At 37.0% G+C, this 15,135-nt stretch carries 13 protein-coding genes; 9 read left to right on the top strand and 4 right to left on the bottom strand.

Annotated elements, in window-relative coordinates; translation table 11 throughout:
* Nucleotides 1-8: 8 nt before the first annotated feature.
* The gene (locus CPT03_RS14790; RefSeq protein ID WP_245869855.1) at nt 9-1,583 is read left to right on the top strand and encodes an alpha-L-fucosidase; all 1,575 of its coding nucleotides are present in this window, start codon (nt 9-11) and stop codon (nt 1,581-1,583) included.
* 10 nt (nt 1,584-1,593) lie between these two features.
* On the opposite strand, the gene CPT03_RS14785 is transcribed toward CPT03_RS14790, so the two are convergent.
* Entirely contained in the window at nt 1,594-2,295 is a 702-nt protein-coding gene (locus CPT03_RS14785; RefSeq protein WP_099439565.1) for a FadR/GntR family transcriptional regulator, read from the bottom strand.
* 51 nt (nt 2,296-2,346) lie between these two features.
* On the bottom strand, nt 2,347-3,876 hold the full coding sequence (locus CPT03_RS14780; RefSeq protein ID WP_099439564.1) for a glycoside hydrolase family 43 protein: 1,530 nt from the start codon (nt 3,874-3,876) through the stop codon (nt 2,347-2,349).
* Nucleotides 3,877-3,997: 121 nt separating this feature from the next.
* On the opposite strand from CPT03_RS14780, the gene CPT03_RS14775 reads away from it, so the two are divergent.
* Both CPT03_RS14775 and CPT03_RS14770 read left to right on the top strand, forming a co-directional pair.
* Nucleotides 3,998-5,002, top strand: a complete 1,005-nt coding sequence (locus CPT03_RS14775; protein ID WP_099439563.1) for an LLM class flavin-dependent oxidoreductase — start codon at nt 3,998-4,000, stop codon at nt 5,000-5,002.
* A gap of 105 nt (nt 5,003-5,107) precedes the next feature.
* Nucleotides 5,108-7,516 (top strand): TonB-dependent receptor domain-containing protein, encoded by a 2,409-nt coding sequence (locus CPT03_RS14770; protein WP_099439562.1) that lies wholly within the window; start codon nt 5,108-5,110, stop codon nt 7,514-7,516.
* A gap of 223 nt (nt 7,517-7,739) precedes the next feature.
* Here the strand turns inward: CPT03_RS14770 and CPT03_RS14765 are convergent, their stop codons facing one another.
* On the bottom strand, nt 7,740-9,371 hold the full coding sequence (locus CPT03_RS14765) for an ABC transporter substrate-binding protein (protein ID WP_099439561.1): 1,632 nt from the start codon (nt 9,369-9,371) through the stop codon (nt 7,740-7,742).
* Between the two features lie 45 nt (nt 9,372-9,416).
* Here CPT03_RS14765 and CPT03_RS14760 point away from each other — a divergent pair, with 45 nt between their 5' ends.
* Nucleotides 9,417-9,875: a hypothetical protein gene (locus CPT03_RS14760; RefSeq protein ID WP_099439560.1), complete on the top strand. Its 459-nt coding sequence runs from the start codon at nt 9,417-9,419 to the stop codon at nt 9,873-9,875.
* Here the strand turns inward: CPT03_RS14760 and CPT03_RS14755 are convergent.
* Nucleotides 9,862-10,383 (bottom strand): NADPH-dependent FMN reductase, encoded by a 522-nt coding sequence (locus tag CPT03_RS14755; RefSeq protein WP_099439559.1) that lies wholly within the window; start codon nt 10,381-10,383, stop codon nt 9,862-9,864. The genes CPT03_RS14760 and CPT03_RS14755 overlap by 14 nt on opposite strands.
* A gap of 181 nt (nt 10,384-10,564) precedes the next feature.
* Between CPT03_RS14755 and CPT03_RS14750 the strand changes: the two genes are divergently transcribed.
* The 5 genes from CPT03_RS14750 (at nt 10,565) to lepB (ending at nt 15,033) form a co-directional block, all read left to right on the top strand.
* Nucleotides 10,565-11,368 (top strand): ParA family protein, encoded by an 804-nt coding sequence (locus CPT03_RS14750; protein WP_099439558.1) that lies wholly within the window; start codon nt 10,565-10,567, stop codon nt 11,366-11,368.
* An 11-nt stretch (nt 11,369-11,379) separates the two neighbouring features.
* Nucleotides 11,380-12,303, top strand: coding sequence for a ParB/RepB/Spo0J family partition protein (locus CPT03_RS14745; RefSeq protein ID WP_099439557.1), 924 nt, complete (start codon nt 11,380-11,382; stop codon nt 12,301-12,303).
* A complete protein-coding gene (locus tag CPT03_RS14740) occupies nt 12,303-12,953 on the top strand; it encodes a DUF5683 domain-containing protein (protein ID WP_099439556.1) in 651 nt (216 codons plus the stop codon). The genes CPT03_RS14745 and CPT03_RS14740 overlap by 1 nt, the downstream gene beginning before the upstream one ends.
* 124 nt (nt 12,954-13,077) lie before the next feature.
* Entirely contained in the window at nt 13,078-13,818 is a 741-nt protein-coding gene (gene dapB / locus CPT03_RS14735) for a 4-hydroxy-tetrahydrodipicolinate reductase (protein ID WP_099439555.1), read from the top strand.
* A gap of 6 nt (nt 13,819-13,824) precedes the next feature.
* Nucleotides 13,825-15,033, top strand: coding sequence for a signal peptidase I (gene lepB, locus CPT03_RS14730; RefSeq protein WP_099439554.1), 1,209 nt, complete (start codon nt 13,825-13,827; stop codon nt 15,031-15,033).
* Nucleotides 15,034-15,135 lie beyond the last annotated feature (102 nt).

Genomic DNA, 15,135 nt, shown 5'->3' with positions numbered 1-15,135 from the left:
CGCTTTCTTTGAAACTGATCATTATTCAATTTAATCAGATTATGGAGAAGAGACATTATTTTAACAAGATAAACCGAACTTTATCAATAGGGTTTGGATTGGTGATTTGTGTGTGCCTGTCAAATAGTAGTTATGCACAAATCTTTACTAATAAAAACTATGTTAAAATTAATCCGGGTGATACAGAACGGGATATTGTAAAAAAAGCTGCAAATGTTGTGCCTGCGGCCAGACAATTAAGATGGCAGCAATTGGAGTTAACTGCTTTTATCCACTTCGGTATAAATACATTTACCAATAAAGAATGGGGAGACGGATCAGAAGATCCAAAAATATTTAATCCCAAAGATCTGGATGCCAGACAATGGGTAAAGGTTTGCAAGGAAGCCGGTTTTAAGCAGATCATTTTAACTGCAAAACATCATGATGGCTTTTGTTTATGGCCAAGTAAATACACTGAGCATTCTGTGAAAAATAGCCCATGGAAAGAAGGCAAGGGCGATATTGTAAAGGAGACTGCCGAAGCATGTAAGGAGTTTGGTATTGGATTTGGCATTTATCTTTCGCCATGGGATCGCAATTCCAAGTACTTTGGTAGTATGGAATACAATAATTATTTCATTAACCAGCTTACCGAATTACTTACTAATTATGGACAGATTGATGAAGTATGGTTTGATGGGGCAAACGGGGAAGGACCTTCAGGTAAAAAGCAGGTTTATGAATATAACAGGTGGTATGAATTGATTCGTAAGTTACAACCTAAGGCTACTATTGCTGTTTCAGGGCCAGATGTAAGGTGGGTAGGTACGGAAAGTGGTTATGGCAGAGAGACTGAATGGAGTGTTGTGCCAGGCGATGAGCTTAAAAACGAAAAAATAGCTGAAAACTCGCAACAGAAAGTTGAATTTGCGCCAAGAGATATGATGGCAAATGATTTGGGTAGCAGGGCAAAAATTGCAAAAGCTCAAAGTTTGGTGTGGTATCCGGCAGAGATCGATGTTTCTATTCGTCCGGGGTGGTTTTATCATACCAGCGAAGACAAGGATGTTAAGTCTCCGGAAAAGCTAATGGATATCTATTATAGTTCTGTTGGAAGAAATGGCGTATTGCTATTGAACATCCCTCCGGATACCCGAGGCCTGATTAGTGATAGTGATATAAAATCTTTGCATGGCTTTAAGAAACAAAAAGATAAAGTGTTTGCTGAAAATTTATTGGTAGGTGCAGTAGTTAAAGGCAGCAGTGCAAAAAAAGCAGGTGTATTGTTTGATGGTAAAGATAATACAGCCTGGGCAACAAAGCCAGCCGATAGCACACTTGTTATTGATCTTAAACTGTCAAAACCGAAGCAATTTGATCTGTTGCTACTACAAGAGAACCTGAGAGTAGGACAGCGGGTAGAACAGTTTGTTTTAGAGTATAAGGATGGAAGTGAATGGAAAGAAGCCGTAAAAGGCACTACAATTGGCTACAAACGATTACTACGTTTTGCCCCTGTTACGGCTTCGGAAGTAAGATTAAGGGTTATTTCATCAAGGTTAAATCCGGCTATTGCCGAAATAGGCCTTTACAAGCAATAGGCCCTAAGGTTTATACAAGAGCTAATCTTAAAAAATGGTTTTCCAGATGATTGCGCATTGCATTTCTGAATAATTCTGGGGAACCATTTTCTAAAATATCAACCAACCCTTTATGAGATACGAATTTTCCGTAAGTGGTTGGTTTTTTTAGCATTCCACTGTTGTTTACGTAATCGAATATTGGAAGCAACATTTTCTGAAACTTTTTCATGGTTTGGTTTCCGGTGATTTCGTAAAGTTTTGAATGAAAGATAATCTCATGATCAATATCAAAAAGATAATCTTTAGCTACTTCAGGTTCATTGGCAACAATAGCTTTTAATTCTTTAATGTTTTCGGGTGTAATATTGCGGAATATAAAGTCGGCCATTCCAATTTCAAGGGTAAGTCTTATTTCAAAAATTTCTCGTAAAGTTTCCTCATCCAGAATATACGGATTCATACTTTTGCCAAGTATTGCAAAGATATCCGGGCTTGTAATTACGGTTCCCTTTTTCTTTTTAGTATCGATTAGGCCCATTAGCCTTAATCGCAATAACGCCTCCCTTACTACAGTTCTGCTTACCCCAAGAGATGTACAAAGCTCTAACTCTGTTGGGATACTGTCTCCAATTTTAAGTTGTTTTGCCTGAAGGAGCTCAACAAGTTTGGTTTCTACGCGGTCTACCAGAGAGCTTGTATCAATTTTTCTGATAGAATTGAGTACGTCCATTGTTTTGAGTTTAATTGTGGGTTGTGATAAGAGAGCAGATCAAATATAAATTTATTTGTTAAAATAATTAAGCTCAAATGATGAAAATTGTGCCTCTTCTGTAGAGTTTCCTTTGAAATTTAGGCCGCCTCGTGGACTTCTGTCCCATTGAGGAAGGAAATCTATTGAATATGCATTATCTCCTGCTGATAGTTCTTTCCAGGCTGTTGATTTTTGCCTCCAGTAAACATGACAAGTAAGGTCGGATTTTACAATCATCTTAAGTTGAAGCGGGGAATAGGAATTGTTGATGGTAGCTGTGTTAAGGATAGTTAATTTATTGTCCTTTATGGTCCAGAAGTGGACTTGATTGGCTTTTACTCCGATACCAGTAGCGGCGTTTGCATCACCATAAAGTACAAGGCCTTTTAATGCATTGTTGTTATTAACAACTGTTGTAAGCATTTCATAGTTTAAAAACTTTGGACGGAGGGTTAATGCAATGCCTGCGTTGTTTTCTTTTTTGATAGTGCCTGATAAATGCAGGAATCCTGTTTTTTGTATAACCTTAGGCGTTGAGTTTCTGAAGTCCCACTGCCAATCTACAGCTGGTGTTTTTGGAGTGAAGTTAGCTTTGAAATTATTGGCCGAGGGTTGGTTTGGTGCAGGTGAAAGTTCTTTAAATTCGGGCCATTCATTTTTTTTGGTCCAAATAAGTTCCGCAAGCATACCCTGGCGGCCAGAAAAAACATTGCTGGCTTTATTATAAGCATGGTAAATGTAATAAGGTTTGCCATCTGGGCTGTTTACAAAAGTGCCATGCCCGGAGCATTTCCACCATTCGTTTTCAAATAACAGTGGGTTTTTTGTATGGTTTTCATAAGGTCCCTGAAAGGTTTTGGCTCTGGCAACCCTAACATTATAGTCACATTTGCTGCCACAGCAATTTCCAACGGAATAGAACATGTAATAATAATCATCTTTTTTAAGAATGCTTTGTCCTTCAAGGCCAATTCCCTTGTCATCTTTCATCATTGTAAAAGAATCACCAATTAAAGATAAGCCGTTGTTCGATAGCTTACTGCCAAGTATTTCAATTGGTCGGCCGTCTAACCCATAAGCTTTCCATGTGATGTATAGCTGACCTTTGTCGTTAAATACAAATGCATCTATTGCTTCTTTGCCATGCTCAATAATAATTCCATGGTCTTTAAAATCTTTATCAGGATATTTTGAAGTAGCTACTCCAATGCAGGAAACACCATCTTTTTTGCGCCTGGCGGTGTAATATATAAAATAGGTTTTGTTGTGATAATAATATTCAGGTGCCCAGAAAGATGCATTTGCCCATTCCGGAGCTTGTTTAAATACGTACCCTGTTTGTTTCCATGTTTTTAAATTTGTGGATTTAAATATCGGAAAGTGTGGCGCCCATTCTGAAGAAGTACCTACAGAATAATATTCATTACCTTTTCTGATAATAGAGGGGTCTGCAAAATCTCCTGGAACAACGGCCTTTATTTCTTGTGCAAGTAAGGTTTGTGTAGTTGCTGTAAATTGGATAGCAACAATAAAAAGCAGGCATTTAAATAATAGTCTCATACCTGCAAGATAGAATTTTACTTCTGCTTTTTAGAGTTCGGTGGATTTAAAGTCATATAGTGATCGGAAAATGAAGTTTGGCTGAAATAGGCTTTAGCTTTGCAACCTACTTTTAAGTGATATGAAGAAATTATTGAATACCATACCATATTCTGTATTAGACCTTGCTACAGTAATTGAGGGTAAAACCCCTGCCGACACCTTTAAAAAAAGTTTAGATCTTGCCCGCCATGTTGAAGAATGGGGGTATAACCGTTATTGGCTGGCAGAGCATCATAATATGATTAGTGTTGCGAGTTCTGCTACGTCGGTTGTGATAGGGCACATAGCCGGAGGAACAAAAAAAATAAGAGTTGGTGCCGGAGGTATCATGTTACCAAATCATTCGCCATTAGTTATTGCGGAGCAGTTTGGAACCCTTGCATCTTTATTTCCTGATAGGATAGACCTGGGTTTAGGAAGGGCTCCTGGTACGGATCAGTTAACGGCTGCGGCCATTAGAGGTGAAAGGATTAATGCAGCCCAGGATTTTCCAGGAGATGTATTGAGATTGCAAGCTTATTTGTCGCCTGATAACCATAGGAGCAGTGTAAGAGCTATTCCTGGTGAGGGGCTTGATATTCCGATATGGATATTGGGTTCCAGTACTGATAGTGCCCGGTTGGCTGCTGCTTTGGGTTTACCTTATGCTTTTGCCAGCCATTTTGCCCCTGCTCAGTTCCTTACTGCAATAAATATATACCGACAAAACTTTAAGCCGTCTGAGTATTTGGAAGCTCCGTATGTTTTGGCGTGTGTAAATGTTGTGGCGGCCGACACTGATGAGGAAGCTAACAAACTTGCTACTTCTTTGTATCAACTATTTAGAGGGATTGTAACGGGTAAGCGCAGACTATTACAGCCTCCGGTGGATAGTATGGAGGGGATATGGACAGATTATGAGGAAGAGCAGGCAGGACAAATGCTGGCTTGTACTTTTACAGGAAGCAAGGAAACGATAAAAGAGGATTTGCAGCAATTTTTGGATCAAACACAGGTTGATGAGATTATGGCTACCTCCCATATTTTTGATCACGGAGCAAGGTTACGTTCTTATGAATTACTGGCTGAAGCCTTTGGCCGATAAAAAGGAGCAGTTCACCGTTTACTGTTTGCAAATAATCTGATTTCTGTTGATAGAAAGTGTAACAAAACCGATTTTGTGCAGACTAATTGAAGAAATAAAATTTTTATGAGAAGAATTATACTATTATTTGTGGGATTGGGAATGATGCTGAATGCTAATGCTCAGTTTTCTTTAGGTGGAGCACCACAAAAACCTAAAGTAACTGGACGTATTACAGCAGTAATTTTAGACTCGCTAACAAAAAAACCTATCGACTACGCAAGTGTATCATTAATAAAAGCTGCAGACAATAAATCTATAAACGGAGGGGTTACAGACGAGAAGGGTAAAGTTGTTTTGCAAAATATAGCACCAGATCAATACAAACTTTCGGTTGGATTTATGGGATATAAAACTAAATCAATATCCGTTAAGACTACTCCTGAAAAACCGGATTTAAACGCAGGAACAATCTATGTAAGCCCAACAGAAAGCAACCTTAAGGAAGTATCTATTGTAGGTGAAAAGGCATTAATTGAGAATAAGGTTGATAAATTGGTTTATAATGCTGAAGCTGACATTACCAATGCCGGAGGTGACGCTACTGATGTAATGCGTAAAGTGCCAATGCTTTCTGTTGATATAAATGGAAATGTGCAGTTGCGTGGAAGCTCAGTTCGTGTTTTGATAAACGGAAAACCATCAGGAACAATGGCCAATAGTGTTGCGGATGCTTTAAAAATGATTCCTGCTGAGCAGATTAAAAGTGTTGAAGTAATTACAAGCCCATCTGCAAAGTATGATGCTGAAGGTTCAGGTGGTATTATTAATATCATTACAAAGAAGAAAACTGCAGAAGGTGTTAGTGGAAGTTTAAATACATCGGCCGGAACACGTTCAAATAATGGTGCATTTAATTTAAATGCTAAAACAGGTCGTTTATCTTTAACAGGTAACCTGGGTGTTAATCATGCTTATCCGCAGAATTCGAAGGTGGTTGTGTTTAATAGTTCTGTTGTAGACGGAGTTACAAATACAGTTTCGCAGAATGGTTTTTCTAAATGGTCTAGAGTTGGCTACAACGGAAGTGGCGGAATGGACTATGACTTTAACAGTTATCATAACATTAGCTCAACAGTTAAGTTTAACAGATTCTCTAACGGAGGGCCTGGAAGCTCTGATATATTAACTAATAATGTCTTTTCTCAGAATATAAGAGATATGGATATGGGCTTCAATAACATGGACTGGAACGTTGATTATAGGAAAACGAGCAAAAAGGAAGGTGAAGAATTGAGTGTTTCAGCACAGCTTTCAAGAGGAAGAAATACCAGCGATTTTACAAACAGATTTGTAAGTGAGGGAGTGCCTGATTTTACCTTAATTGGCGGTAATACGGGTAAAAATAATGAGTACACTGTTCAGACAGATTACACTTATCCTTTTAGTAAAACAACTACTCTTGAGACCGGTTTAAAAGGTATTTTTAGAAATATTATAAGTGACTATGACCAGAATGCCCAGGATTTTGACTATGATCAGAATGTTGGCTCTGCTTATGGTGTACTTGGTTTTAAATTAACTAAAAAAATTACGGCAAAGGCTGGTTTAAGAGCTGAGTATACTAAGATTGATGGATTAGCAGGCAATATCCTCCCGTTTAAAAACGACTATTTTAACTTATTCCCGAGCTTAGTTTTATCACAGACTTTAAAAGGCATGACTACAGTAAAGGTGAGTTATAACCGAAGGATACAGAGACCAAGTTTATTCTATCTGAATCCTTTTAGAAATGAAAGTGACATTTATAACCCAATGCAGGGAAATCCGGAATTGTCACCTGAGTTAAGTGACAATATTGAACTTGGATACTCAACTTTTATTAAAGGATCAGTGATTAATGCTTCTGTGTTTTATCGCAATACAAAGAATGTTATTGAAAGCTTTATCAGGCCAATAGTAGAAGATGGTGTAAATAAAAACTTAACATCGTATACAAACGTTGGTACAAGTCAATCGTATGGTTTTAATGTGTTTGGATCATATAACCCTAAACCAAAATGGACTTTAATGGCCAATTTTGGAATGAATACCTACGATGTAAGTAACGCAAATAATAATATAAATACAGGAACTTTTGTTAATTATACTGCATTTGCAAGGTCAGCTTATGCTTTATCAGGTGGCTGGAGTACTGAACTTTGGGGAGTAGTTAATTCGCCAAGAAGAACGTTTCAGGGAAAAACTGATGCGATGTATTTTTACGGTGGTGCAGTGAAAAAAGAGATTCTTAATAAAAAGGCAACTATTGGTTTAAATGTACTGAATCCGTTTAGCAGGGATTTGAATATCAAAACCGTAAATAATACCGCAACATCAAGTCAGAATACTGATATTCATTATCCGTTGCGCTCATTCGGTTTAAACTTTAGCTACAACTTTGGTAAGCTTAAGTTTACCCAAAAGAAATCGATTAAAAACGATGACTTGAAAAAAGAAGAGCAAGGTGGAATGGGGGGCGGTGGAGTACAATAAATAGTATCCTTAACCACAAAGATTATATATTAAGAGGCCGTATCATTAATCAAAATCACAGTTCTTAAACAGAATTTAATTTTGAACACCCTCTAACAAGAATAAAAAGACAATAAAAAACGGCAAGTTTCTATTTGAAAATTGCCGTTTTTTATTGAAATGAAGACTGCTATGAAATATTATTTGGCAGCTTCGAAGCTAAATTGAATTATGATACAGGCTCTTAATTTTTTTTGACTGTTTTAAGGATCATCAGGTTTTGTGGATTCATGTTGTATCCGCTAATGTTATTTTGAGTCATAATTACTGATTGATCATAATAGATAGGTACAATATTAGCATAATCAATTACCATTTGATCCATTTTTTGGTACAGCAGATAGCGCCGTGCATTGTCGCTAACATAATAGCTTTCCTCAAATAATTTATCAAATTCGTTATTGTAGTAAGCGGTATAGTTTGGCCCATTCGGGACCTTGTTTTTGGAGTAAAACATGGCAAGATAATTTTCGCCATCAGGATAATCAGCTATCCAGGAACCCCTAAAAAAGTTCACTTCGTTTTTAGACATTAAGTCTCGTAAGCTTGCATTGGGGCTAACATCTACTTTTACTTTGATGCCAATGGCTGCAAGTTCACCCTGTATAAATTCAATAAGATCTTTATAAGTGGTGGAGGTGCTAAGGGTAACCTGAGGCATTCCTTTACCGTTTGGAAAACCGGCTTGAGCAAGCAGGTCTATTGCTTTTTCCGGATCGTAATGATAGCCTTTTACTGCAGTACTGTCAAACCCGGGCATTCCTTTAGGAATAAAGCCTGCCGTTGCCGGGATGCCGATACTGTTGCGTAAATACTTAATTAGTTTAGGTTTATCGATAGCGTAATTTATAGCCTGCCTCACCTTTTTGTATTTTAAAGGAGAATGTTTGGCTATTGCTATATTGGTATCTACCAGTATTCCTACATATTCTGTGCAAAGATAAGGGCCTTTTTGAAGCTTGAATTTACCCTTGTATTTTGCAGTCATTTTTCCGCTTTTTGTTAGGATGTCATCACGATAACTCCCGTCAACCTTGTCAAAAAAGTCGAGCTCCTTTTTAAGGAAATTCATGAATGCACTTTGCTTATCTGTAATAAATGTAACCTTTACCGCATCAAGATAAGGGAGTTTAGTATTGCCGACTTTTTCCCAGTAATTTTCATTTTTTAGTAATACCAAGATCTCATCTTCTTTCCAATACTTAAATTTAAAAGGGCCTGTTCCGATAGGGTGGCTCCGAAAATCTTTGCCATAGTGGTTTACAATTTCTTTTGGTACTACCGAACAATATTGAGTAGTAAGCAATTTCATAAATGCTGGGAACGGCTTTAAAAGCTTCACCTGAAAAGTACTATCGTTTATTGCTACAAAGTTGTTGATGTCTTTTACCTTATCGCTAAATATCCAGCCTCCAGATGAGGCAACTTTAGGGTCGATAAGCCGGTAAAAACTGTAAACAAAATCGGAAGCTACCGCTTTTCTGCCTATTCCATTAGGGAAAATGGGATCATTATGGAAATATACATCGTTGCGAAGATTAAAAGTATAGGTTAATTTATCAGAAGATATTTGCCAGTTTTTTGCAATGCAGGGTATTACATTAAGATCACTATCGATCTGTACTAATCCGTTAAATACCTGATTTATCATCCAAAGGGCATTTTGATTACGGGCAAAGGCCGGATCGAGAGAAGTTAAATTCTGATCAAGATTGATATTGAATACCTTTTTATCCTTATTGGAGGAAGATGTATTGCAAGAGAAGGCAATAAGTAGAAGCAGTGCGCAAAAAATATTTATTATAATACGATGCATCAGTTTAGGAATACTAATTTTGCACAAAGTAATAAATAAATCAATATGTCTTTTTTAAATGCGGTTATAAATAGGATTGAGGATGAACAAATGCGCGAAGATCTTCAGGAACGGATAGATATAATTCAGCATAAAATAAAGTTTATGGATAAGGTTGCAGTTGCTTTTGTGGATACCAGTAATAGGCTGAATGAGGATTTGAAGGAGCTGATTGCCGAAGCTGGTGGAGTTTTGCAGGATGATGTTAACACAGCCAGAGTTGTTATTTATTACGAGAAAAGTATCGGTATGTTGCAATTAATGGGCATTGTTCCTTCGCTGTTGAACAAAGATTGGCCATCGGTTGAGTATGATAGGGTATATCTTTGGGATGATGAGGCTGCAATTGCACATGAGGCTGGCACTGCTGTAGCTGCTTTGGAAGATTTAGCAGAGATGTTATACCCCGGATACTTTGTTTTTGGAAATGAAGGTAAAACTTGGATGAGCTTTAAAACGCAATAAATTTATTCATCTGCTGGTCAGTAAATTTGAGTGTGTCTTCTTTAAAGAAATCACCTTGTTCGTTTAATTCTGCTTTGATTGTGGCAATATGCAGTCTTAAAGGTAATACGTGTAAGTGCAGATAGCTACATACACCTCCAAAATGATCAACACCACGAATGTTTCCGTATTTGCCGGATGATACACCTACAAGGGCTGCTTTTTTATCGTAAAAGCTTTCCGGGAAGTTACAGGCATCAATAAAAACCTTTAGTACACCGGGAAAGCTGCCGTTATATTCAGGAATAATGAAAAGAAATTTAGTGGTTTTGGTTACCATTTCCTGAATAGGAGCAAATTCAGGACTCCGTTTTCCGTATAAGTCTGAGCTGATAAGCTGAGCTGGTAGATCTTCGAGGTTAAAGACGGTTGATTCTAAGCCTTTTGATGCCAATGTTTTCTGATAATATTTGGCGACTTTTAGTGTGTTACTATCGGGTCTGTTGGTTCCGGATATGATGGTTACCATGTATAAATTGTTAATAAGATGTTTAAAACACTTATGGCTTTAATACTAACTTTGCCATTTAGTTTGTATCTTAGCTATTCGTTAAAATATGCCTATATAAACACAAAAATAGCATTTTTTATAGATTTACGTCGAGTAAATACAAGCCGTTATAGAATAATTGTAATTATTAATAAGATAGATGAGTAAAATTATTGCATTGGCAAATCAGAAAGGTGGTGTAGGTAAAACTACTTCATCAATTAACTTAGCTGCAAGTTTAGCCGTACTAGAATACAGAACATTATTAGTAGATGCTGATCCACAAGCCAATTCTACCTCTGGTATTGGTTTTGATCCAAGAAGCATCAAGAATAGCATATACGAGTGTATCATTAATGATATTGATGCAGTAGATGCTATTCAGAAAACTGAAACACCTAATCTTGACTTGCTACCGGCACATATCGATTTGGTTGGGGCAGAAATTGAGATGATAAACCTGAATAACAGGGAATATAAAATGAAGGCTGTTCTTGAAAAAGTTAAGGATCAGTATGATTTTATTATTGTTGACTGCTCTCCATCTTTAGGTTTAATTACCATTAACGCGCTTACAGCTGCTGATTCAGTAATTATTCCGGTTCAGTGTGAGTATTTCGCTCTTGAAGGCTTGGGGAAACTTTTGAACACAATTAAAATTGTTCAAAACCGTTTAAATCCTGAATTGGAGATTGAAGGGATTTTGCTTACGATGTATGATGTACGTTTAAGGTTATCTAATCAGGTTGTGGAAGAGGTTAAAACCCATTTCCAGGATTTGGTTTTTGATACAATTATACAGCGTAATACTCGTTTAAGTGAGGCTCCAAGTTATGGTATATCTGTAATTATGCACGATGCAACTTGTAAGGGAGCAATTAACTACCTGAATCTTGCCCGTGAAATTGTTCATAAAAACGGAATGGTTAAAGAAGTACAGAATACAACTACAGCAATTATTTAAAAATATTTTTAATGACGTCTTTTCAGCGAAAAACAGGTTTAGGTAAAGGATTAAGTGCGCTTTTGGATGACTCAGATGCTGTAAATCCGCCAAAGAGTGGAGTTAACCATGTAAGTGAAACAAAGCAAGATGGTGGCGGTAGTAATAATAATATCGGGCATATCAATATTAATGATGTTGAAACTAATCCCTATCAGCCTCGTACTGAATTTGATCAGGTCGCTTTAAATGAACTTTCTGAGTCCATCAGGGTTCAAGGTTTAATACAGCCAATAACAGTAAGGAAACAAACAGGAGGTAAGTATCAGTTAATTTCAGGAGAAAGAAGACTAAGGGCGTCTAAACTAGCTGGCCTAACCGAAATCCCTGCATATATACGCACTGCCAATGATCAGCAAATGCTGGAAATGGCCCTTATTGAAAACATTCAGCGTGAAAACCTAAATGCAATTGAGATTGCGTTGAGTTTTCAGCAAATGATAGATGAGTGTAATCTGAAACAAGAACAATTGGGCGAAAGAATAGGTAAAAATCGTACTACGGTAACTAACTATCTTCGCTTATTAAAACTGCCGCCAGCAATACAAATCTCTATAAGAGATCAAAAAATTTCTATGGGGCATGCACGCGCACTTATAAATGTTGAACAAACAGAAAAGCAACTCTTTATTCATCAGGAAATTATTGATAAAGGATTGTCTGTGCGTAAGGTTGAAGAGCTTGTAAGAAGTATAAATAGCGTTCAGGTAAAGCCTAAATCAAATAAACAGCCAGTTGGTGTTTCCTTTGAGTATCAAAAACTACAGAGAGATTTAGCATCAAAGTTTGCCACAAAAGTGAAGTTAAAAGTTGGCGAAAATGGAAAAGGAGCTATAGAGATTCCGTTCATGTCTGAGGATGACCTGAGTCGTATTCTGGAATTATTAGATTGGTAATGTACAAAAGTCTGCTGCTATCGGTTTTATTTCTTTTTATTACGGTGGTAACTTATGCTCAGGAAACCCCTGTAGTGAAAAAGGATACGCTGATTATTAAACCAAAGCCGCTGGTGGAGCCTGTTAAAGCTCAAAAAGTAGATACACTCAAGAAACCTGCCTACGTAAATCTTGGTAAAATAGCAGGCAGAAGAGCAGCTCTTAGTTCACTGATGCTTCCCGGACTTGGGCAAATCAGAAATGGGGTTACTGTTTACAGGCTTGCAAAAGTTGCTGGTCTTTACACAGGTATAACACTATTAACTATTTCATTTATAGATAATAGTAAGAATTACAGACTCTTTTATAATGAAATTATTTATAGGCGAGCAAATGATGGAGAGAAAAGCCCTGCTTTTCCGTATAACAATATGGATGAGGCTGGGTTAATTACTGCAAAAGACCTTTTTAGAAGGAATAAAGAAGTAATTATTTTCTCGTACGTAGGTTTATATCTTCTAAATGTTGTTGAGGCATATATAGATGCCCGTCTAAAATATTTTAATGTAGACGATATAGGGATGAAGCTCTCTCCCGGCTTAATCAATACCAATAATATGTACGGTTTTAACAATGTAACTCCAGGTGTGAAGCTTACTATTAGACTATAGTATATTTTTTGCAAGTTTAAGCGGGTATTTGTGTGCTTTTAATACCTTTAGCAAAAAATTAAAAATATTAAGTGAAAAGGGACTTTTTAAGATGTTCCCTATAACCAGTAAAAGAATATAACCAATGAAAATAGCATTATTAGGCTACGGTAAAATGGGTCAGATTATTGAGCATTTTGCTTTAGAAAGAGGACATGAAGTAGTCTTGAAAATAAGTATTGATAATCTTGAAGATCTGACAACGGCTAACTTGCGAAAAGCTGATGTAGCTATTGATTTTAGTGCCCCTGATGCTGCAATAAATAATATTTATGCTTGCTTTGATGCCAATGTTCCTGTTGTTGTAGGTACTACGGGTTGGTATGGCCAGCTACAGGAAGTGAAAAACGAGTGCCTTACACGTAACAATGCACTCCTTTATGGATCAAACTTTAGTATTGGGGTTAATATTTTCTTTCATATGAATAAGGTGCTGGCTAGGTTAATGAACGACTTTCCGGCATACGAGGTTCAGGTAGAGGAAATTCATCATACCCAGAAACTGGATTCGCCTAGTGGTACAGCTATGACTATTGCTGAAGGTATCATCGAAAATGTTGAAAGAAAACACGAATGGGTAAATGAGTTGGTTGGAACCCAGTTCGATGATGTATTAAAGAAAGATCAATTACTAATTGAATCCCATAGAATTGAAAATATTCCTGGTACACATACAGTTGTGTATAGTTCTGAGGTTGATGAGATTGAATTTAAACATACTGCTCATAACCGTTCAGGATTTGCACTAGGGGCAGTTGTGGCTGCAGAATGGCTTGAAAAGAAACAAGGCTTTTATAATATAGCCGATATATTTAATTTTAAATAATAAGATATGAATTGGAAATTCTGGCAAAAGGAAAATAAAGACACTAAGCCAAAAAAGAAAAAATCCAAAAGCCGTGAATGGGTTGATGCCATTTTATTCGCAGTAATTGCAGCCACCATAATCAGAGTGTTTTTTATAGAAGCATATACAATACCTACAGGCTCTATGGAAAGATCGCTGCTGGTAGGTGATTTCTTGTTTGTTAGCAAAGTTAACTACGGCCCTCGTGTGCCAATGACTCCTGTTGCATTCCCTTTTGCTCATCATACTATGCCTGTAACTGGCACTAAGGCATATTGGGATGGTATACAATGGAAATATCGCAGGTTGCCTGGTTTGTCTGATATCAAAAGAAATGATGTAGTAGTATTTAACTACCCTCAAGGTGATACTGTTGCTTTAGAGGCTCAGGATGCTGATTATTATAAAATGGTGAGATCTGAAGGTTGGGAAGCAGTGAATAAACATTATACTATTGTTAGCAGACCGGTTGATAAAAGAGAAAATTATATTAAGAGATGTATTGGCATTGCGGGGGATACCGTTAGTATGAAAAATGGCCTTGTCTCTGTAAATGGTAAACCTGAAAAATTGAAAAATACAGGTAATTTTACTTATGAGGTAACCTTTAAGACTCCCAACGTAAACTTTGGTATTTTTCAGGAGATGGGATTTAGTATGAGAGAGGGAGATCCGGAAATTTCGCAATTAAGTGCTACCTCTTATTCATTTACTGGTTCCGAAATTATGATGGAAGATGTGAAGAAGCTTGACTTTGTGCAGTCTGTTAAAGAATTAACGCAGCCAGAGGGATATCAGGAAAGGGATATATTTCCCTTTGATCCAAAAAAGAACTGGAACGTAGATAATTTCGGACCAATTGTTATCCCTAAAAAGGGAATGACGGTACAACTTGATAGCGCATCAATGCCTTTTTATGAAAGGAGTATCAGAATTTACGAGGGTAACAAGTTGGAGAAATCTGGTAATGGTTGGCTTATCAATGGTAAGCCTGCAACCAGTTATACTTTTAAGATGGACTATTACTGGATGATGGGAGACAACAGGCATAATTCATTAGATTCCCGTTACTGGGGATTTGTTCCTGAAGATCACATTGTTGGAAAGGCATTATTTATATGGATGAGTTATGATACAAATGGGTCATTCTTTAGCAAAATAAGATGGAATAGGTTGTTGAAAGGAATCAATTAAATCCAAAAGAATTAATAAGTAAAACGATAAAAGACTGTATATTTAACCCATACAGTCTTTTATCGTTTTTTAGCCAGAAGAATCTTCTGTAATCATTAAAAC

Origin of the sequence: Pedobacter ginsengisoli (assembly GCF_002736205.1) — a bacterium.
Lineage (GTDB): Bacteria > Bacteroidota > Bacteroidia > Sphingobacteriales > Sphingobacteriaceae > Pedobacter > Pedobacter ginsengisoli_A.
Note: the sequence above shows the minus strand (reverse complement) of the source record. Positions and strands in the feature narration are given on the sequence as shown.

Coding starts and splice junctions, on each gene's coding strand:
- CPT03_RS14785 (WP_099439565.1), bottom strand. CDS start 2,295: ATGGACGTACTCAATTCTATCAGAAAAATTGATACAAGCTCTCTGGTA.
- dapB (WP_099439555.1), top strand. CDS start 13,078: ATGAAAATAGCATTATTAGGCTACGGTAAAATGGGTCAGATTATTGAG.
- CPT03_RS14760 (WP_099439560.1), top strand. CDS start 9,417: ATGTCTTTTTTAAATGCGGTTATAAATAGGATTGAGGATGAACAAATG.
- CPT03_RS14755 (WP_099439559.1), bottom strand. CDS start 10,383: ATGGTAACCATCATATCCGGAACCAACAGACCCGATAGTAACACACTA.
- CPT03_RS14775 (WP_099439563.1), top strand. CDS start 3,998: ATGAAGAAATTATTGAATACCATACCATATTCTGTATTAGACCTTGCT.
- CPT03_RS14780 (WP_099439564.1), bottom strand. CDS start 3,876: ATGAGACTATTATTTAAATGCCTGCTTTTTATTGTTGCTATCCAATTT.
- CPT03_RS14765 (WP_099439561.1), bottom strand. CDS start 9,371: ATGCATCGTATTATAATAAATATTTTTTGCGCACTGCTTCTACTTATT.
- CPT03_RS14750 (WP_099439558.1), top strand. CDS start 10,565: ATGAGTAAAATTATTGCATTGGCAAATCAGAAAGGTGGTGTAGGTAAA.
- CPT03_RS14770 (WP_099439562.1), top strand. CDS start 5,108: ATGAGAAGAATTATACTATTATTTGTGGGATTGGGAATGATGCTGAAT.
- CPT03_RS14745 (WP_099439557.1), top strand. CDS start 11,380: ATGACGTCTTTTCAGCGAAAAACAGGTTTAGGTAAAGGATTAAGTGCG.
- CPT03_RS14740 (WP_099439556.1), top strand. CDS start 12,303: ATGTACAAAAGTCTGCTGCTATCGGTTTTATTTCTTTTTATTACGGTG.
- lepB (WP_099439554.1), top strand. CDS start 13,825: ATGAATTGGAAATTCTGGCAAAAGGAAAATAAAGACACTAAGCCAAAA.